This is a genomic window from Variovorax sp. Varisp85 (assembly GCF_047304045.1).
Lineage (GTDB): Bacteria > Pseudomonadota > Gammaproteobacteria > Burkholderiales > Burkholderiaceae_C > Variovorax.
On record NZ_JBGLYN010000054.1, the window covers coordinates 21,645 to 41,722 of the forward strand.

A 20,078-nucleotide genomic window follows, 5' to 3' on the forward strand; every position below is an offset into this window, starting at 1 on the left:
AGTGCCGAGCGTGGGGGCAACGAGCGCCGCCGGGCCGCCCCAAGGCGCGAGCGCCCCCTCGGGGGGCAGCGAGGACACGCAGTGCCGAGCGTGGGGGCAACCCTCCGACCCGTAAAATCCGGCAATGAGCTCCCGTCCCGTCCCGGCCCCCGTGGTCGACCCCGAAGCCATCCTCGCTCGGGCACGTCTCACCTTCGACATCGAAGCCGAAGCCGTCACCGGTCTGAAGACCCGCGTCGGCCCGAGCTTCGTCGAGGCCGTGCGCAAGATCCTCGAAGTGCGCGGCCGCGTGGTCGTGATGGGCATGGGCAAGAGCGGCCACGTCGGCCGCAAGATCGCCGCCACCCTCGCCTCCACCGGCACGCCCGCGATGTTCGTGCACCCGGCCGAGGCCAGCCACGGCGACCTTGGCATGATCAAGGCCGTCGACCTGGTGCTCGCCATTTCCAACAGCGGCGAGGTCGAAGAACTTACCGTCATCCTGCCGGTCGTCAAGCGCCAGGGCGTGCCCCTGATCGCCATGACCGGCCGCCCTGAATCCACCCTCGCGCGCCATGCCGACATCGTGATCGACGCCGGCGTGTCCAAGGAGGCCTGTCCGCTCAACCTCGCCCCCACCGCGAGCACCACCGCCCAGATGGCGATGGGCGACGCGCTGGCCGTGGCGCTGCTCGACGCGCGCGGCTTTGGTTCGGAAGACTTCGCGCGCTCGCACCCGGGCGGCGCGCTCGGGCGCAAGCTGCTCACCCACGTGAGCGACGTCATGCGCTCCGACGACGATGTGCCGCGCGTGGCACCCGACGCCGGCATCGGCGAGCTGATGCGCGCCATGAGCAACAAGGGCTTCGGCGCCGCGGCGGTGGTCGCGCCCGACGGCCGCGCGCTTGGCATCTTCACCGACGGCGACCTGCGCCGCCTGATCGAAGCCGGTGCCGACCTGCGCAGCCCCAAGGCGGCCGAAGTGATGCACTACAACCCGCGCACCATCCGCGTCGACGCGCTGGCGGTGGAGGCGGCCGAGCTCATGGAGCAGTGCGGCATCACCCGCCTGTTCGTGATCGACGGCAAGGGCGTGATCGTCGGCGCCATCAATACCAACGACCTGATGCGCGCGAAGGTCATCTGATGCCGCTCGAGTTCCAGGCCGAGACATTGCTCGCCGCGCAGGACGTGCGCATCGTCTTCTTCGACATCGACGGCGTCCTGACCGACGGCGGCGTGTACTTCACCGAGCACGGCGAGACGCTCAAGCGCTTCAGCATCCTCGACGGCTACGGCCTGAAGCTGCTGCGCAAGGCGGGCATCGTGCCGGCCGTGATCACGGGACGCGACTCCAAGCCGCTGCGCGTGCGGCTCGAGGCGCTGGGCATCGAGCACGTGCGCTACGGCACCGAAGACAAGCTGCCCGCCGCGCAGGCCATGCTCGACCAGCTCGGCTTCACCTGGGCGCAGGCCGCGGCCATCGGCGACGACTGGCCCGACCTGCCGGTGCTCCTGCGCGTGGGCTTCGCCGCGGCGCCGGCCAATGCCCACGCGGAAGTGCGCGGCATCGCGCGCTACGTCACCCGCGCGCGGGGCGGCGAAGGCGCGGCGCGCGAGTTCTGCGACCTGCTGCTCACGGCCTGTGGCCAGTACCGCGTCATGCTCGACGCAGCCCGGGGCCCGAATACATGAACAATGTCAAACGCGCATGGGGCATGGTGCGCGACGTCCTCGACCGCGCAACGATCTACCTGCCGATCATCCTGACGGCGGCCGTCGCGCTCGGCACCTACTGGCTGGTGCGCAACGCGCCCAAGCTGCTGGAGCCCACGGCCAAGGCCGCGCCCACGCACGAGCCCGACTACTTCATGCGCGATTTCGTCATCAAGAACTTCCTGCCCAACGGCGACCTGCGCAGCGAACTGCATGGCACCGAAGGCCGGCACTACCCGGATTCGGACACCATGGAGGTCGACAAGGTGCGCATGCGAACGGTGTCGCCCGAAGGCCTCGTGACGCGCGCAACGGCCGACCGGGGCGTGTCGAACTCCGACGGCAGCGAGATCCAGCTGTTCGGCAATGCGATCGTCATCCGCGATCCGTCCGTGGGGCCCGGTGGCAAGCCTGCGCCGCGCCTCGAGTTCCGTGGCGACTTCCTGCACGCCTACGTCGACACCGAGCGCGTCACGTCGAACAAGCCGGTCACGCTGATCCGCGGCACCGACCAGTTCACCGGCGACACGCTCGACTACGACAACCTGAGCGGCGTGGCGAATCTGAACGGCCGGGTGCGCGGTGTGCTGATTCCTTCAGCGGCCGCTCCTTCAGGGAAGCGCTGAATGACTCCATCCCCGCTTGTCTTCATCACCGGCGCCTCGAGCGGCATCGGCCAGGCGCTGGCTGCGAGCTTCTACGATGCGGGCTACCGCCTGGCGCTGGTCGCCCGGCGCACGGGCGAGATCGAATCGTGGGCTGCGGCGCGCCAGCTGAGCGCAGACCGCTACCGGATCTACAGTGCCGACGTGGCGCAGACCGACAGCATCGTCGCTGCCGGCAATGCCTGCATCGCGCAACAGGGGCTGCCCGACGTGGTGATCGCCAATGCAGGCATCAGTGTCGGCATCGACACGGCCGAGCGTTCCGACCTCGACGTGCTGGCGCAGACCTTCGCCACCAACAACGTCGGCCTGGCCGCCACCTTCCATCCATTCGTGCGCGCGATGGTGCAGCGCGGCAGCGGGCGGCTGGTGGGCATCGGCAGCGTGGCGTCCATCCGCGGGTTGCCGGGGCACGGCGCGTACTGCGCCAGCAAGGCCGGCGTGGTGGCGTACTGCGAGAGCCTGCGCGGCGAGCTGCACGGCAGCGGCGTCAAAGTCGTCACCCTGTGCCCGGGCTACATCGATACGCCGCTGACGCAGGGCAACCGCTACGGCATGCCCTTCCTCATGAAGGCCGAGGATTTCGCCGCCCAGGCGCTGCGCGCCATCGAGGCCGGTACGAGCTATCGCGTGATCCCGTGGCAGATGGGCGTGGTTGCCAAGATCATGCGCATGCTGCCCAACGCCGTGCTGGACCGGGCGGTGCAGGGGCGCGCGCGCAAGAAGCGCAGCGGCGAGGCCTGACGAGCCGCACGCGCCGAGCGATCGGCCATTGAAAAAGGCTCCCGAGGGAGCCTTTTGTCTGTGTGCGCCTTGCAGTGCAGGGCTCAGTAGCCGCTGTTGCCGCCGCCGTAGCCACCGCCGCCACCGCCGGAACGGCCACCGCCGCCACCGCCACGGGGGCCGGCGCCGTAGGGGCTGCGGAAACCGCCATCGCCACCACCACCGCCGCCGCTGCGGCCACCACCACCGCCGTAGCCGCCGCCACCGCCGGAGCGGCCACCGCCACCACCACCGTAGCCGCCACCACCGCCGCCGTAGCCACCGCCACCACCGCCGCCATAACCACCACCGCCGCCGCCGTAACCGCCGCCACCACCGCTGCGCGGGGGACGTGCTTCCATCGGACGCGCTTCATTGACGACGACGCTGCGGCCGCCCAGGGGCTGGCCGTTCATGCCGTTGATGGCGGCTTGTGCTTCCGCGTCACTGCCCATCTCGACGAAGCCGAAGCCCTTCGAGCGGCCCGTGTCGCGTTCCATCATGACCTTGGCGCTGGTCACTGCGCCGAACTGCCCGAAGGCCTGTTCGAGATCTCCGTCGCGCACCGAGTAAGGCAGGTTGCCGACGTACAGTTTGTTGCCCATCAAGGGACTCCTATAAACACATCAAGAAAAGCGATGGAGTCCCGGAAAGCATCACTCAAACGAGAGCCGTCGAGCCGCGCGAAACTGACCGATCACCGAACTTGCCCCCCGACCAAAATGAAGAGGGAGGCTCGTGCATTATGGGTGAAATAGCCGAAATGCAAGCAGGAATTTGCGTCTTGAGGTAGCACCTGTCAAAACTCCTGGGAGCTAGCGCCTACTTGCGCGGTGAGGCGAGGTCCTTGGTGCTACATGTACAATCCGCCCGTCATTGGGGAGTAGCCGCCTTCCGATTTGCGAGAGGGGCCCGCGTCAACAGACTTGTCCTGCCCCACAGGACATGGCGCGTGCAGTGAACACACCTGGCGAGACCTTTGACCGTGCAACTTCGGGAATATGGCCGAAGGTGTTGCACGGTCAATTGTGTCCTTCGGCCCAAGGAACCCCTCTTCATCATGGAAGCTTTTCTGGTTGCAACCGGCGTGGTTGCGCTCGCCGAAATGGGCGACAAGACCCAACTCCTGGCCCTCCTGCTCGCAGCCCGCTTCAGGAAACCCTGGCCGATCGTCCTCGGCATCTTCGCCGCCACCCTTATCAACCACGCGCTGGCCGGCGCGGTCGGCAACTACATCACGCGCTGGCTTGGGCCCGACGTGCTGCGCTGGATCCTGGGCGGCTCGTTCATCGCGATGGCCGCGTGGATGCTGATTCCAGACAAGCTCGACGACGATGACGCCCCGGGCGCGTCGAAGTTCGGGGTCTTCGGCACCACCGTGATCGCGTTCTTCCTCGCCGAGATGGGCGACAAGACCCAGATCGCCACCGTCATGCTCGCCGCCCGCTTCACGCACGACTATTTCTGGGTGGTGGCGGGCACCACGCTGGGCATGATGCTGGCCAACGCGCCGGTCGTATGGCTCGGCGAGAAGATCGTGCGGCGCGTGCCGATCAAGCTCGTGCACGGCATCTCGGCCGCGATCTTCCTGGTGCTGGGCATCATCATGATCATCGGCTGGTAAGAAAAAGGCAGGGGGCCCTTCCAGAAACACCGCGGAACCGGCTTTGCCGGGCCGCAGGTGTTGCCCCCGAAGGGGGTTGGCGAAGCGACACGAAGTGCGCGCAGCCTGGGGGATATACTTTGCCTTGCGCCGATTTGCTTCAGCTTGCGGGCGCTTTATAAATTCAGCTAAAGACAGGCGCGGCAGACCCGGCTCGTTTTTGGCGAGGCCGGGTTTTTTTCATTCATGTCGTCGTCACCATCCTTGGTCGTCACCTCGCAGTCGATGCAGTTCGCAGGCCCCCTGGCCCTGCGCAGCGGCGCGTCGATCAGCGACTACACGCTCGCCTACGAAACCTACGGCACCCTGAACGCCGAGCGCAGCAATGCGGTGCTGGTCTGCCACGCGCTCAATGCGTCGCACCACGTCGCGGGCGTCTACGAAGGCCAGGCCCGTTCCGAAGGCTGGTGGGACAACATGGTCGGTCCGGGCAAGCCGGTCGACACCGATCGCTTCTTCGTCATCGGTGTGAACAACCTCGGCTCCTGCTTCGGCTCGACCGGACCGATGCACGCCAACCCCGCCACTGGCCGCGTCTACGGCGCCGACTTCCCGGTGGTCACGGTCGAGGACTGGGTGGACGCCCAGGCCGTGCTGCTCGACGCGCTCGGCATCCGCACGCTCGCGGCTGTGATGGGCGGCAGCCTCGGCGGCATGCAGGCGCTCTCGTGGACGCTGCAGTATCCCGACCGCGTGCGCCACGCCGTCGTCGTGGCGAGCGCGCCCAACCTCACGGCCGAGAACATCGCCTTCAACGAGGTTGCGCGCCGCGCGATCGTGACCGACCCCGATTTCCACGGCGGCCACTTCTACGAACACGGCGTGATCCCCAAGCGCGGCCTGCGCATCGCGCGGATGATCGGCCACATCACCTACCTCAGCGACGACGTGATGAACGCCAAGTTCGGCCGCATCCTGCGCAGCGCCGTGGAGGGCGAGGCCGCGGGGCTCGACTACCGCTACTCCACGCAGGATGTCGAGTTCCAGATCGAAAGCTACCTGCGCTACCAGGGCGACAAGTTCAGCGAGTACTTCGACGCCAACACCTACCTGCTGATCACCCGCGCACTCGACTACTTCGACCCCGCACGCAGCCACGGCGGCAAGCTCAGCACCGCGCTGGCCCAGGCCACCGCCCAGTTCCTGCTCGTGAGCTTCAAGACCGACTGGCGCTTCTCGCCCGCGCGCAGCCGCGAACTGGTGAAGGCGCTGCTCGACAACCGCCGCAACGTCAGCTACGCCGAGATCGATGCGCCGCACGGCCACGACGCCTTCCTGCTCGACGACGTGCGCTACATGGGCGTGGTGCGCTCCTACTTCGAGCGCGTCGCCAAGGAGTTCCTGCAATGAGCGACCTCGAGCATCAACGATTGATCGCCGAGCTGGTGCCGCGAGGCGCGCGCGTGCTCGACCTGGGCTGCGGCGACGGCGCCCTGCTCGACCTGCTGCAGCGCGAGCGCGGCTGTACCGGCTACGGCGTGGAGATCGCCGACGGCAACGTGCTGCAGTGCATCCGCCGCGGCGTCGACGTGATCCAGCTCAACCTCGACGAAGGCCTCGCGATGTTCGACGACGCCTCCTTCGACGTGGTGCTTCAGATCGACACTCTGCAGCACCTGCGCAATGCCGAGGTGATGCTGCGCGAGACCGCGCGCGTGGGCCGCATCGGCGTCGTCGCATTTCCCAACTTCGCGCACTGGCCCAACCGCCTGAGCGTGGCGCGCGGCCGCATGCCGGTGACGCGCCGCCTGCCCTACCAGTGGTACGACACGCCCAATATCCGCGTCGGCACCTTCAAGGATTTCGAGGTGCTGGCCGGGAAGAACAACCTGCGCGTGCTCGACGCCTTCGGCCTGCAAAACGGACGCGACGTGCGCTGGCTGCCCAACGCGCGCGCCAGCACGGCGGTCTTCAAGTTCGAGCGCGGCGGCGGCTGAACGCCACGAAGAACGCCGGATGAGCTTCACGCTTGCACAGCCGGTCCACAGCGAGCTGCTCATCAAGAAAAGCCGCTTCATCGGCTGCGTTCAGCCGGTGGCCGACCGAGCGGCCGCGCTGGCCGTGGTCGCCTCGCTGCGCGCCGAACACCCCGCGGCCGCACATGTGTGCTGGGCCCTGATGGCCGGCGGCCAGTCGGCCGCGAACGACGACGGCGAACCCGGCGGCACGGCCGGCCGACCGATGCTGGAGGTGCTGCGCCACCAGCAGGTCGAAGGCGCGCTCGCGACCGTGGTGCGCTACTTCGGCGGCGTGAAGCTCGGCGCGGGCGGCCTCGTGCGGGCCTACACCGACGCGGTCGCGCAGGCCCTGCTCGGCGCCACGCTCGTGCCGTTGCTGCGCCAGCGCAGCCTGCGCTGCTCGGTGCCCTATGCGCTCGAAGGACTCGTGCGGCGCGAACTCGCCGCGGCCGGGGCGGTGCTCGACGGCGTGCAGCATGGCGACGACGTCGCCTTCGCCTTCTCGCTCCCCGAGCCCGATGCCGATGCCTTCATCGCCCGCCTCGGCGATGCTGCGCAAGGGCGCGTCGTCTGGCCGCAGGCGTAACGCGCTTCGGCGGCACGCTGAGCGGCGCCGTCATCGCGAGGATGCCGCGCGGCGCCAATGGCATTGCTTCGTCATCGGGTCCGCGCCGCGCCATCTCCGCGGTCACGATGCCGGTCGGCACCGCGAGCACGCCCCAGCCCAGCAGCATCATGACGGAGGCGATCGCTCGGCCCAGGTCGGTCTTGGGCACGAGGTCGCCGAAGCCCACCGTGGCCATCGTCGAGATGGCCCAGTAGATCGCCACCGGGATGCTGGTGAAGCCATGCACCGGCCCTTCGACCACGTACATCAGTGTGCCCATCACCAGCACCACCAGCATCACGAAGCCGACGAACACGGTGATCTTGCGCCGGCTCGATGCCACCGCCGACACCAGCGCGCGGTACTCCACCGAGTAGCGCGACAGCTTGAAGATGCGGAACACGCGCAACAGCCGCAGGATGCGCACGTCGATCAGGTAGGCCATCTCGGGCGCGAAGGCCACGAGAAAAGTCGGCAGCAGCGCCAGCAGGTCGATCACGCCATAGAAGCTCGTTGCATAGCGCAGCGGCTTGTTCACGCAGCTCAGCCGCGCGAGGTACTCCAGCGTGAAGAGAATGGTGAACACCCACTCGAGCACATTGAACAGCGGCCGCCACTGCTCTCGGATCGGCTGCACGCTGTCGAGGATCACCACCAGCACGCTGGTCACGATCACCGCGATCAGCGCCAGGTCGAACATCAGCCCGGCGCGCGTGTCGGCCTCGAAGATCACCGTGAACAGCGTGCGCCGCCAGCCGTGCGTGGGCTTGTCGAAGCGTGAATCGGTGGCGGACGACATGGCGCGCGAGGCGTGCGCGGCGGAGAGGTTGTCGGTGTTCGAGCGGCTCATGGCGCCACATTGTCATGTCCATGGCCGACTTATTCGGTTACGCTTATTGCGCAATGAAGTGCCGCAGGCCGTGAGCGCGTTCTTACGATAGTCCCTTTCTTGAGGAGCTCCCCCTTGGCTACACAGTCCCCCTTCTTCGGCAAGCGTGATCGTGACACCGATTCGTTGACATCGCGCCCTGCACCGCTCGTCGGTTCGGGCACCAATCTCTCCGGAACCCCCGTCAATCCCTCGTCGCTGACCGCACAGCAAGGCGGCCTGAACGCGGCGGCCGCACCTGCCGCCAAGGAAGGCGGCAGCAAGCTCACCGTCGGCCCGAACATCAAGCTCAAGGGCGTCGAGATCACCGATTGCGACACGCTCGTGGTCGAAGGCCTCGTCGAAGCCACCATGGACTCGCGCCTGATGCAGATCGCCGAGCAGGGCGAGTTCAAGGGCTCGGCCGAGATCGATATCGCCGAAATCCGCGGCGTGTTCGACGGCAGCCTCACGGTGCGCGAAAAGCTCGTGATCCACTCGACCGGCAAGGTCACCGGCAAGATCCGCTACGGCAAGATCGTGATCGAAGAAGGCGGCCAGCTGTCGGGCGAGATCAGCTTCGGCGCCAAGCCGTCGCTGCACGCGGCGGCTTAAGCCTCCACCACGGGAGGCTTCCATCCCAGGCGCTCCAGCAAGGCACCGGCCGCGGCCGGTGCCTTTTCTTTGGCGCCGTTGATGAAGTAGACGAACACGTCGCGCTTCCTGGGCGACTCGGCCCAGCCCTGCGCGCGTGCGGCCCAGGCGTCGAGCGCCTTGGGGGCGTAGCCGGTCTTGAGCTCGGCGTCGGCCATCATGAGCCGTGCGTAGGCGACATCGCCCTCGGGCTCCTCGAACGATGGAAACTTGTCGGCGTCCGTGAACACGGTCGAGACCTTGTGCTTCTTCGCGAGTGCCTTATAGGCGGGCACGATGAAGCTTTCGTGCCGCACGTCCATCACGTGCCGCAGCACGCGGCTGCCCTCCTTCTTGGGCAGCAGCTCTAGAAAAGCCTCGAAGTCTTCCGCATCGAACTGCTTGGTCGGCATGAACTGCCACACGATCGGTCCGAGCTTGTCGCCGAGCTCGCTCACGCCGCTGTCGATGAAGCGCTTGATCGAGTCTCCCGCGGTGGCAAGCACCTTGCGATTGGTGGTGAAGCGCGAGGCCTTCATCGAGAACACGAAGCCTTCGGGCGCTTCGTCGTGCCACTTGCGGAAAGTCTCGGGCTTGAAGGTGCTGTAGTAGGTGCCGTTGATCTCGATGGCGCTGACCTGTCGGCTTGCGTAGTTCAACTCCTTCGCGTGCGCGAGGCCCTTGGGATAGAAGTTATCGCGCCAGGGTTCGTAGGTCCAGCCTCCTATGCCCACCTTGATCCGAGTCGATGCTGCCTTGCTCACATTGCGCTCCGGGTTGAGATCGCCCGCACTCTACGCGGGCTCGCCGCCGGGCGCAAAATGCGTTTTTTCGTCACCCGCGGAGAACCCTTCGATGAACGCCCCCCTGCACCGCGAAATGCCCACCGGCGCGCTCGACGCCGAGCGCGCCCTGTCCGACGTCACCGCCCAATGGGATGGCGACATCGTCAAGCAACTCACCGACTACATCGGCATCCCGGCCAAGTCGCCCGGCTTCGACAAGGACTGGTCGGCCAACGGCTATCTCGAGACGGTGCTGCGCAATGCCGCCGCGTGGGTCGAGGCGCAGAAGGTCGAGGGCCTCAAGCTTGAGATCGTGCGGCTCGAAGGCCGCACCCCGGTGCTGTTCTTCGAAGTGCCGGCCACCGGCACCGACATGGGCGAGACCGTGCTGATGTACGGCCACCTCGACAAGCAGCCCGAATTCACCGGCTGGCGCAACGACCTCGGCCCCTGGACGCCCAAGTACGAGAACGGCCTGCTCTACGGCCGCGGCGGCGCCGACGACGGCTATGCGGTGTACGCCAGCATCGCCGCGCTGCAGGCGCTCAAGAACCAGGGCGCGGCGCATCCGCGCATCGTCGGCCTGATCGAGACCTGCGAGGAAAGCGGCTCCTACGACCTGCTGCCCTACGTCGACGCGTTGCGCCCGCGCCTGGGCAATGTCGAGCTGGTGATCTGCCTCGATTCCGGCGCCGGCAACTACGACCAGCTGTGGCTCACCACCTCGCTGCGCGGCATGGCCAGCGGCACGCTCAAGGTCGAGGTGCTGACCGAAGGCATCCACTCGGGCGACGCTTCGGGCCTCGTGCCTTCGAGCTTCCGCATCATGCGGCAGGTGCTCGACCGCCTGGAGGACAGCGCCACCGGCCGCCTGCTGCCTGCGAGCTTCCACTGCGAAGTGCCGGCCGACCGGCTGGCGCAGGCGAAGGCCACCGCGGCGATCCTCGGCGAAGAGGTCTACAAGCGCTTCCCGTGGGCGCACTACGACTGCGGCGGCTCCACCATGTTCGCGCTGCCGACCACCACCGACCCGGTGGAAGCGCTGCTCAACCGCACCTGGAAGCCGACGCTTTCGGTGACCGGCGCCGAAGGCTTCCCGGCGCTGAAGGACGCGGGCAACGTGCTGCGCCCGTACACCGCGTTCAAGCTCTCGCTGCGCCTGCCGCCGCTGGTCGATGCGGCCGAAGCGGTGCAGAAGCTCAAGGCGCTGCTCGAGGACAACGCGCCCTACCAGGCCCGCGTCACATTCGAAAGCGGCGGCGGAGCCACCGGCTGGAACGCGCCGACGATCACGCCGTGGTTCGAGGACGCGCTCAACAAGGCCTCGCAGGCGCACTTCGGCGCCTCATGCGGCTACATCGGCCAGGGCGGCACGATCCCGCTGATGAACATGCTCAGCGCCGGCTTCCCCAAGGCGCAGATGATGGTCTGCGGCGTGCTCGGTCCGAAGAGCAACGCGCACGGCCCGAACGAGTTCCTGCATGTGCCCTACGCCAAGAAGCTCACCGCCGCCGTGGCCGAGGTGATCGCCGCGCTGCCGGCCGCGCACCGCGCCGCTGCATCGGAGCCGGCCGCCGCTTGAGCGAGGCGCTGCCTTTGCCGCAGCGCGTGTCGCTGTCCACGCCGGACGGCGAGACGCTCGCCCTGCGCCGGCTGCCGGCGCCCGGTCCGGCGCGCGCCGTGATCGTGGTGGTCCATGGGCTCGGCGAGCACGCGGGCCGCTACCACGCGCTTGCGGAATGCCTGCACGAATGGGACTTCGCCGTGTGGGCGCACGATCACCACGGACATGGCGAATCGACCGGCGCGCGCGGCGGCCTGCCCGGCGAGTTGCGGCTGGTCGACGACCTCGCCCTCGTGATCGACGATGCGCGCCGCGAGAACCCCGGCCTGCCGCTCGTGCTGCTGGGTCACAGCCTGGGCGGGCTGGTGGCCGCGAGCCTGGTGGCGCGCGGGGTGCGGCCGGTCGATGGGCTGGTGCTTTCATCGCCAGGGCTCGATCCGGGCCTGGGCGGTTTACAGAAGGCGCTGCTCGCGGTGCTGCCGCGCATTGCGCCCAACCTGCGCGTGGGCAACGGGCTCGACGACAACTACCTCTCGCACGACCCGGCCGTGGTGCAGGCCTACCGCGACGACCCGCTCACGCACGACCGCATCGGCGGCCGGCTCGCGCGCTTCCTGGCGTACGAAGGCGCGACGGTGCAGCAGCGGGCCGCCAGCTGGCCCGTGCCGACACTGCTGCTCTACGCGGGCGACGACCGCCTCGTGGTGCCCGCCGCCAGCCGCGCCTTTGCCGCAGCCGCTGCGCCCGGCGGCAAGGTCGAGGCGCACTGCTTCGACACGCTGTACCACGAGATCTTCAACGAGCTCGAAGCCGACCCTGTCTTCGAGGCGCTGCAGCGTTGGCTCAACCGGCGCTTTCCGTCGCCGGCCTGACGGTGCGCCTGCGCGCCAGCCAGACCAGCGCCGCGCCCGTCAGCACCACCGGCACCAGTGAACCGAGGTTCAGCAGCCGCCAGCCCTGCGTGGTGACCAGCACGCCGGAGGCGAACGAAGTCACCGCCAGCGTGGCGAACACGCAGAAGTTCAGCGCACCCTGTGCACGGTCGCGCTCCTCGGCGGTGTAGGTCGTGAGCGAGAGCGTGGTGCTGCCGGTGAACAGGAAATTCCAGCCCACGCCCAGCAGGCACAGCGCCACGACGAAGTGGTGCAGCTCGACGCCCGAAAGCGCGATCGCGATGCACCCGAGGTTGAGTACCAGCCCCACGCCCATCACCGGCAGCGCGCCGAAGCGGCGGATCAAATGGCCGGTGAAGAAGCCCGGCGCGAACATGCCGATCACATGCCATTCGAGCACCAGCGCGGCATCGGAGAACGGCAGGCTGCAGATCTGCATCGCGATGGGCGTTGCGGCCATCAGCAGGTTCATCACGCCGTAGCCCAGCGCGCCCGCGGTGGCGGCCACGATGAACACCGGCTGCCGCATGATCTCGCCCAATGGTCGGCCCCCGGCGGACCCCGTGCGCGTGGGCGCGGCGGGGAATTCGATGAAGTGCATCACCGCCATCGACAGCAGCGCCACCGCGGCCAGCGCGATATAGGCGCCCGCGAACGGCACGGCAAAGACCTGGCGCGTGGCCGTCGCGAGGTTGGGCCCCGCGACCGCGCCGATCAGCCCGCCTGCCATCACCACCGACACCGCCTTCTCGCGCCACGCCGGCGCCGCGAGCTCGGCCGCGGCAAAACGGTAGAGCCCCGCATTGGCGTTGTAGTAGCCCGCGACCACCGTGGCGAAGCACAGCAGCCAGAAATTCTTCGTGGCAGCCGCGTAGCAGCACAGCAAGGCCGACACCAGCGCCACCGCCAACCCGGTCTGGAACGAGCCGCGCCGGCCGAGGCGTTGCTGCGTGCGAGCTACCAGCCCGGTGCTGAGCGCGCCGCCGATCACGTAGCTCATCACCGGAAGCGTCGCCATCCAGCCGCGCGGCGCGATGCTCAGGCCCACCAGCCCATTGATGGCGATGAAGGTGACGTTGTTGGTCAGGAGCAAGCCCTGGCAGATGGCGAGCAGCCAGAGGTTGCGGTTCATGGTGTGTCCCGTATCGCGCGTTGCAGGTCGCGTTCGATTTCACTGAAAACGACAGGCGGCAGGTCGCCCAGCGTGCCTTCGGTGCCGTCGAGCGCCACCGCGCGCACGGTCTGAAGTTCCTTGCCTTCGGGGCTGTCCTGCACGAACCAGCCTTCTTCGATTTGCAGACAGATGCGGCGTCCGCCGGGCACGGCCTTGTTGAAGCTGTCGACCATGCCGCCGTCGCCCACCTCGCGTTGCCAGCCGCGCGTTTCCAGGCCCATGAGGGCGGCGTTCGATATGGCGCGGCCGGCCCAGTGCGGCAGCTCGCGGCGCGGGCGCAGCGCTTCGTCGAGCACGAAGACCGGGCGCATCAGCTGTTCGAAGGGCTGCACGATTTCGTAGTCGGCCAGCACGGCGGCCCAGGCAGTTGCCAGCGACGGGTCGAGGGCCGCGACTTCGAGCGGATGCGGCAGGCCGATGCGCGCGGTCTCGGGCAGCTTGACGGCGTCGTCCTGCAGGTCGGTCAGCTCGCCTTCGGCGCTGATGCGGAAGATGCCTTCGAGCTGCCTGCCCGATGCGTCGAACAGGCCCCAGACCAGCGGCCGGCTGAAGACCCGCAGCACCGGATGGTTGGCAAAGAAGGGAACGAATTCGTCGGGGCCCCAGCGGCGCTGCGCGCACATCGCGGCCTCGAGGCGCTTGACCTGCGTGGTGGCCACGGTCTTCGCGAGCTTGCGCAGCTCCTTCAGCTGCGTGGTCGCAGCGGCGGCCTTGCCGGCGTCGTCGTTGGCGCCCGGCTTGGGCAGCGTCTTGAGCACCTTGCCCCTGGCGTCGTGCACCACAGGCTGGAAGTTGTCGTCCATGCGCACTTCGAAGCTGCGCGGGCCGAAGTCGAGCGTCAGCCGGGCGCGCGTGTCGAGGCCGAGGTCGGGGACAGTGCGATCGGCCAGCTGGTCGAGGCTGAGGCCGCGCTGTTCGGCCACTTCGCCGAGCATGCGGTCGGCGCGCGTGCGCAGGTCGTCGTGGCGGGTCTGGCGCGCGAGTTCGGCCAGGTGCATCAGCGCGGCATCGCTGCCGATCTCGCCGAGCATCGCCATCGCGTCGTAGGCGCGCACGCGGTCGAGCGCAACGCGCCACTGGCGCAGCAGGCCGTAGAGCTGGCGCGCGGTCTCGCCGTCGCCGAGGCGGCCCTGCAGCGTGAACATCCAGCGCTCCTTGGCCGGGCGGCCGTTGCCGATCCACCAGGCCAGCAGCGCGCGGCCGAAGCGCGCGAGGGAATCGGGCGTGAGTGCATCCAGCAGCCCGGCCAGCCCAGGATAGGGGGCGTCGGGCTTGCCGAGCATCATCGCCATCAGCACGTCGGGCACCACCGCCTGCGGTAGCGCGTGGCCGCCTGCCTTGAGGATCAGGCGGGGAAGCGCTGCCAGCGGCAAGGCCTTCGGCACCACGGGCAGGTTGTCGGGCAGGAGTTCTTCGGGCGCGATGGCCAGCAGCTGCGCCACCGCATTGGCGGCTTCGGCGCCGTAGGCGTGGGCTTGGTTGCGCACCGCTCCGGCGTGGCTGGCGCCGTGCAGCCAGCGCAGCGCGGCCTGCGCCGCCTCGCGCGCGGGGCCGGGTTCGCCCAGCGCGACGGGAACAAGGCCGCGCGCAGCCGTGTCGGGATAGCGCGCCAGCCACTCGCCGGCTTCGCGCCGGACCCAGCGGTTGGTGTGAAAGCCCCTGGCGATCCAGCCGGCGAGCGGATCCCATTCGATGACCGAGGCCAGCTCGAACATTGCGCGAGAGCCCTGCTTGAGAAAGCGCGGCAGCCCCGGCAGCGCGGCAGCGCCGAACGCATGGAGGATGGGCCGCACGCGCGAGACATCGCCCGAGTACAGGATGGGGGGTGGCCCATGCATGAATACCGCGACAGCCAGCGGCAGGGGCAGGTGCCAGATGCATTCGGCGACGCCCCAGCGGTTGCCCGGCAGCGGGCCGAAGTCTTCCGGACCGATCTCGCGGCCGTTCGCTGCGACGGCCTCGATGAGCTCGGGGCGCAGGCCCAGCATCCACAAGGCCTTGTGAACCGTGCCGCCCTCGCGCACCTCTGCAGGCGCGTCGGGTTGGTTGCGCGCGAACTCGTTCATCCACCGGTCGGCGCTTTCGCGCGAGACCCGGAGTTCGCGGGCCAGCCAGTCGGACGATTCGCCCGTGGCCTGCAGGTATTGCGGTGGCGGCAGATCGCTCCAGTGCAGCCGCGCCGTCGGCGGCAGGGGCTGCAAGGCCAGCGTCGGGATGACGGGCAGCGCCTGCCGGTTCTTCCACGGCGGGCGCCGCAGCAGCGCGGGCCAGGCATCGACAGCGGCATCGGTCACTCCGACGGAGCTGTCTTCCTGCAGGCGCGCGAGCGTCTTGCGCTGGGCGTCGTCGCAAGAGGCCTCCAGCGGTTTCTGCCAGTCGGGGTTCGCGGCCAGCAGCTCCAGGACCAGCGCGGCGCCGGCCTGGTGCCGCGCCGGGTTCGCCGACAGCAACTCGCGCAGCACGAACAACGGCCAGCGGCCCGCCTGCTTGACGAGGGCGTTCTTGCAGTCGATCTGCTTGACCTGGGCCACGAAGAAGCCAACGACCGCCGGATCGTGGATGGCCAGCAGGTCGGTCACGGCTTCCTTGTGCGGGGACGGCTCGAAGAACAGTTCCGCCGCCGCGGCGCCGTGCATGTCGAGCATGCGCAGCCGCGCGGCGCGCGGGGGGTAGAAGCGGGAGCGGTGGCGGCGAAAGAAGTCGAGGCTGTCGCAGAGGCGGCGTTCGTCGCAGAGCAGGCCGCCGCAGTGGCCGCAGGGCCGGTCGTTGAATTGCGCGAGCGCCTCGCGCATGCCCTTGGACCACCGCACGGTGCCATCGGGCTGCGCGTCCAGACCTTCTTCCTTCGACTTGCGACTGCCCGCCATGCCATTTCCCTCGATTGATGCCAGCGGGATTGTCGGCCAACACGCACGGCCAAAAAAAAGCGCCCTCGCGGGCGCATGAATTCAGGAGAAGACAGTCCTTCGGTCAGGACTGCCTGCCTTGCAGCAGGCCGCTGAGCGAACCCAGCAGGTCGTCGTGGTTGCCCAGACCCTGGTCCGGGACTTTGCCGTGCGGCGTGAGCTGGTCGATCAGCGCTGGCAGCATGGTGGCCAGCATCGGCAGCAGCGTTTGCGCGTTGATGCCGAGCTTGGACGCGATGGCAGCGATGGTGTCGCTGCCCAGCGCGTTTTGCAGCTGATCGCCCGAAACCGGCTGGTTTTCCCCCTTGCCGATCCACGAGCCGATGACGTCGCCCATGCCCGCCTGCTCGAACTTCGAGACCAGACCGCCCAGGCCACCCTGCCCGCCGTTGTTGGCGAGCAGGCCGCCCAGCGCGCCGGCCAGGCCTCCCAGATCGCCCAGTCCACCGCCTTGCGGTTGCTGCTGCTGGGCCGCGCCCCCGAGCACCTGACCGAGTACTGAATCGAGCAATCCCATGGCTTTTCCTTTTGGTGTGTGACAGACCGACAGCATTGTTAGGCGCCGCGGGCCATAAGCTGAAAGTGGAACATCACTTTCAAACTGGCAACGTGACAAATTACTTGGTACGGGCCGTCCGTTTGGGGAGCAATGCGGGACTGACCCCTTGCACCCCCACCAGGCCCAGCACGGTGAGCAGCGAATTCTGCGCGCCTTTCCACGCGTCTGTCACGTCGATGGACTCGCTCAGCGAATGGAATCCCGAGCCCTTGCCGCCGCCGCCGACGATGATGGCCGGAATGCCCAGCGAGATCGGCACGTTGGCGTCGGTGCTGCCGCCGCGCAGCAGGGTCTTGTGGCCGAAGGCGCTGTTCGAGCGGACGGCGGCCTCCACGATCACCGAGTCGGGCGGCGTGCGGCCGCCGGGGCGGTTGCCGATGAGCTTGGTGCTCACGCTCAGCGTGTTGACGTTCCAGCGCTTGTTTTCCTCGACCACGGCTTCGTCGATGGCCGCGAGGATCTTCTTTTCGGTCTCCAGCAGCGAGGCCATGTCGTCCGACCGGATGTCGATGGCCATGCGCGCGTCCGGCGCGATGGTGTTGACCGAGGTCCCGCCGCCCACGGTGCCGACGGTGAACGTCGTCTTGGGAAAACTCGGCGTGTGCACGTCGGCGATCTTCGCGATGGCGCGGCCCATGCCGTGGATGGCGCTGGGCACCTGGCCGAAGGCGCCGAAGCTGTGGCCGCCCGGGCCCTGGAACGTGACCTCGTAGCGGTGGCTCGCGGTGCCGAGCACCAGCACCGCGCCCGGCGGCGACGGCTCCAGCCCCACCATGCCGTCGATGTCGAGGTGGTCGTTGAAGACGGCCTTCATGCCACGCAGGTTGCCGAGCTCTTCCTCGCCGACGTTGCCGACGAACAGCAGGTCGCCCACCGTCTGCACCTTGTTGTCGTTCAGCACCTTGAGCCACGACAGCAGCACGGCGAGCCCGCGGGTGTCGTCCGCAATGCCCGGTGCGTGGAGCCGGCCGTCGCGCTCCTTGACCTTCACGTCGGTGCCGGCGGGAAACACGGTGTCGAGGTGCGCGGAGATCAGCAGCTTCGGCCCGTTGCCCGTGCCCTTGCGCAGGCCGACCACGTTGCCTTCGGCGTCGATCTTCGCGTGCGTCAGGCCGAACGCCTTCATGCGCGCGAGAAAGGCTTCGGCGCGCTTCTGTTCCTTGAACGGTGGCGCCTCGATCTCGGTGAGCATCTTCAGGTCTTCGACCGAGCGCTCGTGGTCGGCCCTGACTGCGTCGAGCAGCTTCTGGATGGCCGGTGCTGCCATCAGTTGGGCATAGGCCTTGTCGACATCGGGGCTGACCTGCGCGGGCGTGGGGGCGACAGCCGGGCTCTGGGCGAGCGCGCCCTGTGCGGCGCACACCAGCGCGGCAAGGACGAGAGGGGCGAGGCGCAGTGGACCTGGCGAGCGGGACATCGACAGTCCTTCTTTTGTCTCAGTAGAGTAACGATTGTTTCTCAGGCTTTCCGCGCGCGCGTTGCGGAAAACACCACCTTGCGCGGCCTGCCTAGAGGCCGGCGAGGCACACCAGCGCGGCCAGCGCCGCGGTTTCGGCGCGCAGCACGCGCGTGCCAAGGGTGACGGGAGCGAAGCCGCGGGCAATGGCCTGCTGTTCTTCCGAGCTGCTCAGGCCGCCTTCGGGGCCGCTCAGGACGACCGCGCCATGGCCATCGGGGATCTGCACCGCAGGAAGGGCGCGCGTGCCCTCCGCGAGGCTCAGCACGAGGCGCACGGCGGTCGACCCCGTGTCGTGCTGCGCATCGAGCCAGCCCGAAAAGGACTGCACCGGAAGGACCACCGGCACCCGGTTGCGCCCGCACTGCTCGCAGGCCGCGACCGCGATCGCCTCCCAGTGCGCCCGCTTCTTCTCGGCGCGCTCGCCCGACAGGCGCAGCACGCCGTGGGCCGTGGCCAGCGGCTGGATGCTCGCCACGCCGAGCTCGGAGGCTTTCTCCACCAGCCAGTCCATGCGCTCGTTCGCCGGCATCCCGACCGCGAGATGCACGGCGCGCGGGGCTTCACGCTCCACCGGCTGGTGCGCGCCGACCGTCACCGCGACCTCGCTGCGGCCCATGCGCTCGACCGTCGCCGCGTATTCGCCGCCTGCGCCGTCGAACAGCGTGAGCGCATCGCCGGGCTGCATCCGCAGCACCTGAACATGGCGTGCGGCGCCGGCCGGCAGCGCCAGGCTGGCGCCGGCGGTCAGCGGCACGGAACAGTGAAAACGCGGCATGCTGTGAAATCGATGGCGTGGGCAGCCGTTTTCCTTCAGACGCGGCCGTAGGCGAAGCCGGTGAGGGCCGAGGTGCCCTCGACTTCGTCGATCACGCGCAGCAGCGGCGTCAGCTCCATGTAGCGGCTGGCGGTGGCGCGGATGTAGGCGATGAAGCGCGGCGTGTCGGCCAGGTACTTGGGCTTGCCGTCGCGCAGCGTGAGGCGCGCGAAGATGCCGGCCACCTTCAGGTGGCGCTGCAGCCCCATCCACTCGACTGCGCGGTAGAAGGCGCCGAAGTCCTCGTCGACCGGCAGGCCGGCCTTGCGCGCCGCCGTCCAGTAGCGGATGGTGACGTCGAGCACGAATTCCTCGTCCCAGCTCAGGAAGGCGTCGCGCATCAGGCTGGCGACGTCGTAGGTGATGGGGCCGTAGACCGCGTCCTGGAAGTCGAGCACGCCGAGCGCGGGACCGTTGCCGGCCATGAGGTTGCGCGGCATGAAGTCGCGGTGCACGTAGACGCTGGGCGATGCGAGGTTGCTCTCGACGATCAGCTTGAAGCTGCGCTCCAGCCGCTCCTTCAGCTTGCCCTCGACCGCGATGCCGCGGTGGCGGCCGATGTACCACTCGGGGAACAGCGCCAGCTCGCGCTCCAGCAGCGCCCGGTCGTAGGGCGGCAGCACGCCGGGTTTGGAGGCCAGCTGCCAGCGGATCAATGCGTCGATGGCCTGGTCGTAGAGCGGGCGGCTCGCGTCGGGCCGGGCCGGATCGATCACGTCCAGCATGGTCTGGCGGCCCAGGTCGTCGAGCAGCAGGAAGCCGCGGGGCTGGTCCCATTCGAGCACCATGGGGGCGAGTACCCCGGCGCCGGCCATCAGCTGCGCCACCTGGACGAAGGGGGCGCTGTTTTCCTTGTCCGGCGGGGCGTCCATCACGATGCGCGTCGGCGCGGCGGGGTCGGCGGTGTCGAGGCGGAAATAGCGGCGGAAGCTCGCGTCGGCCGAGGCGAGCCGCACCGTGCCGGGCAGCAGCCGGTGGGCAGGCGCGACGGCGGCCACCCAGGCCCGGAACGCTTCGGCCCGCTGCGGATCGGTCCAGGGGATGGTCTCGGCGGGGCTTGGGGCCAATGAGGC

Annotated in this window: 20 protein-coding genes and 1 riboswitch; of the genes, 11 read left to right on the forward strand and 9 right to left on the reverse strand. The window is 68.6% G+C overall.

What is annotated here, in order from left to right; translation table 11 throughout:
• Positions 1-124: 124 nt before the first annotated feature.
• Genes ACCC97_RS20150 through ACCC97_RS20165 form a run of 4 tightly spaced genes read left to right on the forward strand, consistent with a single transcriptional unit; the run spans position 125 to position 3,104 of the window.
• The gene (locus ACCC97_RS20150) at positions 125-1,126 is read left to right on the forward strand and encodes a KpsF/GutQ family sugar-phosphate isomerase (protein ID WP_413334626.1); all 1,002 of its coding nucleotides are present in this window, start codon (positions 125-127) and stop codon (positions 1,124-1,126) included.
• Positions 1,126-1,674: a KdsC family phosphatase gene (locus ACCC97_RS20155; RefSeq protein WP_007834841.1), complete on the forward strand. Its 549-nt coding sequence runs from the start codon at positions 1,126-1,128 to the stop codon at positions 1,672-1,674. Before ACCC97_RS20150 ends, ACCC97_RS20155 begins: the two co-directional genes overlap by 1 nt.
• Positions 1,671-2,321 carry an LPS export ABC transporter periplasmic protein LptC gene (gene lptC / locus ACCC97_RS20160; protein ID WP_007834842.1) on the forward strand — a complete coding sequence of 217 codons (651 nt, stop codon included), beginning with the start codon at positions 1,671-1,673 and terminating at the stop codon, positions 2,319-2,321. The genes ACCC97_RS20155 and lptC overlap by 4 nt, the downstream gene beginning before the upstream one ends.
• Positions 2,322-3,104, forward strand: a complete 783-nt coding sequence (locus tag ACCC97_RS20165) for an SDR family oxidoreductase (RefSeq protein ID WP_007834843.1) — start codon at positions 2,322-2,324, stop codon at positions 3,102-3,104. It abuts the gene before it with no gap.
• A gap of 83 nt (positions 3,105-3,187) precedes the next feature.
• On the opposite strand, the gene ACCC97_RS20170 is transcribed toward ACCC97_RS20165, so the two are convergent.
• The gene (locus ACCC97_RS20170; RefSeq protein WP_007834844.1) at positions 3,188-3,727 is read right to left on the reverse strand and encodes an RNA recognition motif domain-containing protein; all 540 of its coding nucleotides are present in this window, start codon (positions 3,725-3,727) and stop codon (positions 3,188-3,190) included.
• A gap of 261 nt (positions 3,728-3,988) precedes the next feature.
• Positions 3,989-4,167, forward strand: a riboswitch (yybP-ykoY riboswitch).
• Between the two features lie 15 nt (positions 4,168-4,182).
• On the opposite strand from ACCC97_RS20170, the gene ACCC97_RS20175 reads away from it, so the two are divergent.
• The 4 genes from ACCC97_RS20175 to ACCC97_RS20190 all read left to right on the forward strand — a co-directional run bounded on the left by ACCC97_RS20175 (position 4,183) and on the right by ACCC97_RS20190 (position 7,329).
• Positions 4,183-4,746, forward strand: a complete 564-nt coding sequence (locus ACCC97_RS20175; RefSeq protein WP_007834845.1) for a TMEM165/GDT1 family protein — start codon at positions 4,183-4,185, stop codon at positions 4,744-4,746.
• Between the two features lie 225 nt (positions 4,747-4,971).
• The gene (gene metX / locus ACCC97_RS20180) at positions 4,972-6,135 is read left to right on the forward strand and encodes a homoserine O-succinyltransferase MetX (protein ID WP_042673612.1); all 1,164 of its coding nucleotides are present in this window, start codon (positions 4,972-4,974) and stop codon (positions 6,133-6,135) included.
• Positions 6,132-6,722, forward strand: coding sequence for a methionine biosynthesis protein MetW (gene metW, locus ACCC97_RS20185; RefSeq protein WP_007834857.1), 591 nt, complete (start codon positions 6,132-6,134; stop codon positions 6,720-6,722). Before metX ends, metW begins: the two co-directional genes overlap by 4 nt.
• Before the next feature lie 19 nt (positions 6,723-6,741).
• Positions 6,742-7,329, forward strand: a complete 588-nt coding sequence (locus tag ACCC97_RS20190; RefSeq protein ID WP_007834858.1) for an IMPACT family protein — start codon at positions 6,742-6,744, stop codon at positions 7,327-7,329.
• Here ACCC97_RS20190 and ACCC97_RS20195 read toward each other — a convergent pair.
• Positions 7,274-8,200, reverse strand: coding sequence for an ion transporter (locus ACCC97_RS20195; RefSeq protein WP_007834860.1), 927 nt, complete (start codon positions 8,198-8,200; stop codon positions 7,274-7,276). The genes ACCC97_RS20190 and ACCC97_RS20195 overlap by 56 nt on opposite strands.
• Before the next feature lie 114 nt (positions 8,201-8,314).
• Between ACCC97_RS20195 and ACCC97_RS20200 the strand changes: the two genes are divergently transcribed.
• Positions 8,315-8,833: a bactofilin family protein gene (locus ACCC97_RS20200; protein ID WP_007834862.1), complete on the forward strand. Its 519-nt coding sequence runs from the start codon at positions 8,315-8,317 to the stop codon at positions 8,831-8,833.
• On the opposite strand, the gene ACCC97_RS20205 is transcribed toward ACCC97_RS20200, so the two are convergent.
• On the reverse strand, positions 8,830-9,615 hold the full coding sequence (locus ACCC97_RS20205; RefSeq protein ID WP_413334630.1) for a DUF72 domain-containing protein: 786 nt from the start codon (positions 9,613-9,615) through the stop codon (positions 8,830-8,832). The two genes, ACCC97_RS20200 and ACCC97_RS20205, sit on opposite strands and share 4 nt — an antisense overlap.
• Before the next feature lie 91 nt (positions 9,616-9,706).
• On the opposite strand from ACCC97_RS20205, the gene ACCC97_RS20210 reads away from it, so the two are divergent.
• Positions 9,707-11,218, forward strand: coding sequence for a M20 family metallopeptidase (locus ACCC97_RS20210; RefSeq protein ID WP_413334632.1), 1,512 nt, complete (start codon positions 9,707-9,709; stop codon positions 11,216-11,218).
• On the forward strand, positions 11,215-12,072 hold the full coding sequence (locus ACCC97_RS20215; protein ID WP_007834869.1) for an alpha/beta hydrolase: 858 nt from the start codon (positions 11,215-11,217) through the stop codon (positions 12,070-12,072). The genes ACCC97_RS20210 and ACCC97_RS20215 overlap by 4 nt, the downstream gene beginning before the upstream one ends.
• On the opposite strand, the gene ACCC97_RS20220 is transcribed toward ACCC97_RS20215, so the two are convergent.
• The 6 genes from ACCC97_RS20220 to ACCC97_RS20245 form a co-directional block, all read right to left on the reverse strand.
• On the reverse strand, positions 12,044-13,225 hold the full coding sequence (locus ACCC97_RS20220) for an MFS transporter (RefSeq protein WP_413334635.1): 1,182 nt from the start codon (positions 13,223-13,225) through the stop codon (positions 12,044-12,046). The two genes, ACCC97_RS20215 and ACCC97_RS20220, sit on opposite strands and share 29 nt — an antisense overlap.
• Positions 13,222-16,134: a DUF4132 domain-containing protein gene (locus ACCC97_RS20225; RefSeq protein WP_413334637.1), complete on the reverse strand. Its 2,913-nt coding sequence runs from the start codon at positions 16,132-16,134 to the stop codon at positions 13,222-13,224. The genes ACCC97_RS20220 and ACCC97_RS20225 overlap by 4 nt, the downstream gene beginning before the upstream one ends.
• A gap of 103 nt (positions 16,135-16,237) precedes the next feature.
• Positions 16,238-16,690 (reverse strand): YidB family protein, encoded by a 453-nt coding sequence (locus ACCC97_RS20230; RefSeq protein ID WP_413334640.1) that lies wholly within the window; start codon positions 16,688-16,690, stop codon positions 16,238-16,240.
• 100 nt (positions 16,691-16,790) lie between these two features.
• Positions 16,791-18,149 carry a M20/M25/M40 family metallo-hydrolase gene (locus tag ACCC97_RS20235; RefSeq protein ID WP_007834877.1) on the reverse strand — a complete coding sequence of 453 codons (1,359 nt, stop codon included), beginning with the start codon at positions 18,147-18,149 and terminating at the stop codon, positions 16,791-16,793.
• Positions 18,150-18,240: 91 nt separating this feature from the next.
• Positions 18,241-18,966, reverse strand: a complete 726-nt coding sequence (locus ACCC97_RS20240) for a 16S rRNA (uracil(1498)-N(3))-methyltransferase (RefSeq protein ID WP_007834878.1) — start codon at positions 18,964-18,966, stop codon at positions 18,241-18,243.
• Between the two features lie 35 nt (positions 18,967-19,001).
• Positions 19,002-20,078, reverse strand: a 1,077-nt coding sequence (locus ACCC97_RS20245; RefSeq protein ID WP_413334643.1) for an aminoglycoside phosphotransferase family protein, incomplete at its 5' end; no start/stop codon positions are given.

What these genes read in the sequence shown, in the direction of transcription:
- ACCC97_RS20150 (WP_413334626.1), top strand. Translation starts at nt 125, where the DNA reads ATGAGCTCCCGTCCCGTCCCGGCCCCCGTGGTCGACCCCGAAGCCATC.
- ACCC97_RS20155 (WP_007834841.1), top strand. Translation starts at nt 1,126, where the DNA reads ATGCCGCTCGAGTTCCAGGCCGAGACATTGCTCGCCGCGCAGGACGTG.
- lptC (WP_007834842.1), top strand. Translation starts at nt 1,671, where the DNA reads ATGAACAATGTCAAACGCGCATGGGGCATGGTGCGCGACGTCCTCGAC.
- ACCC97_RS20165 (WP_007834843.1), top strand. Translation starts at nt 2,322, where the DNA reads ATGACTCCATCCCCGCTTGTCTTCATCACCGGCGCCTCGAGCGGCATC.
- ACCC97_RS20170 (WP_007834844.1), bottom strand. Translation starts at nt 3,727, where the DNA reads ATGGGCAACAAACTGTACGTCGGCAACCTGCCTTACTCGGTGCGCGAC.
- ACCC97_RS20175 (WP_007834845.1), top strand. Translation starts at nt 4,183, where the DNA reads ATGGAAGCTTTTCTGGTTGCAACCGGCGTGGTTGCGCTCGCCGAAATG.
- metX (WP_042673612.1), top strand. Translation starts at nt 4,972, where the DNA reads ATGTCGTCGTCACCATCCTTGGTCGTCACCTCGCAGTCGATGCAGTTC.
- metW (WP_007834857.1), top strand. Translation starts at nt 6,132, where the DNA reads ATGAGCGACCTCGAGCATCAACGATTGATCGCCGAGCTGGTGCCGCGA.
- ACCC97_RS20190 (WP_007834858.1), top strand. Translation starts at nt 6,742, where the DNA reads ATGAGCTTCACGCTTGCACAGCCGGTCCACAGCGAGCTGCTCATCAAG.
- ACCC97_RS20195 (WP_007834860.1), bottom strand. Translation starts at nt 8,200, where the DNA reads ATGAGCCGCTCGAACACCGACAACCTCTCCGCCGCGCACGCCTCGCGC.
- ACCC97_RS20210 (WP_413334632.1), top strand. Translation starts at nt 9,707, where the DNA reads ATGAACGCCCCCCTGCACCGCGAAATGCCCACCGGCGCGCTCGACGCC.
- ACCC97_RS20220 (WP_413334635.1), bottom strand. Translation starts at nt 13,225, where the DNA reads ATGAACCGCAACCTCTGGCTGCTCGCCATCTGCCAGGGCTTGCTCCTG.
- ACCC97_RS20225 (WP_413334637.1), bottom strand. Translation starts at nt 16,134, where the DNA reads ATGGCGGGCAGTCGCAAGTCGAAGGAAGAAGGTCTGGACGCGCAGCCC.
- ACCC97_RS20230 (WP_413334640.1), bottom strand. Translation starts at nt 16,690, where the DNA reads ATGGGATTGCTCGATTCAGTACTCGGTCAGGTGCTCGGGGGCGCGGCC.
- ACCC97_RS20235 (WP_007834877.1), bottom strand. Translation starts at nt 18,149, where the DNA reads ATGTCCCGCTCGCCAGGTCCACTGCGCCTCGCCCCTCTCGTCCTTGCC.
- ACCC97_RS20240 (WP_007834878.1), bottom strand. Translation starts at nt 18,966, where the DNA reads ATGCCGCGTTTTCACTGTTCCGTGCCGCTGACCGCCGGCGCCAGCCTG.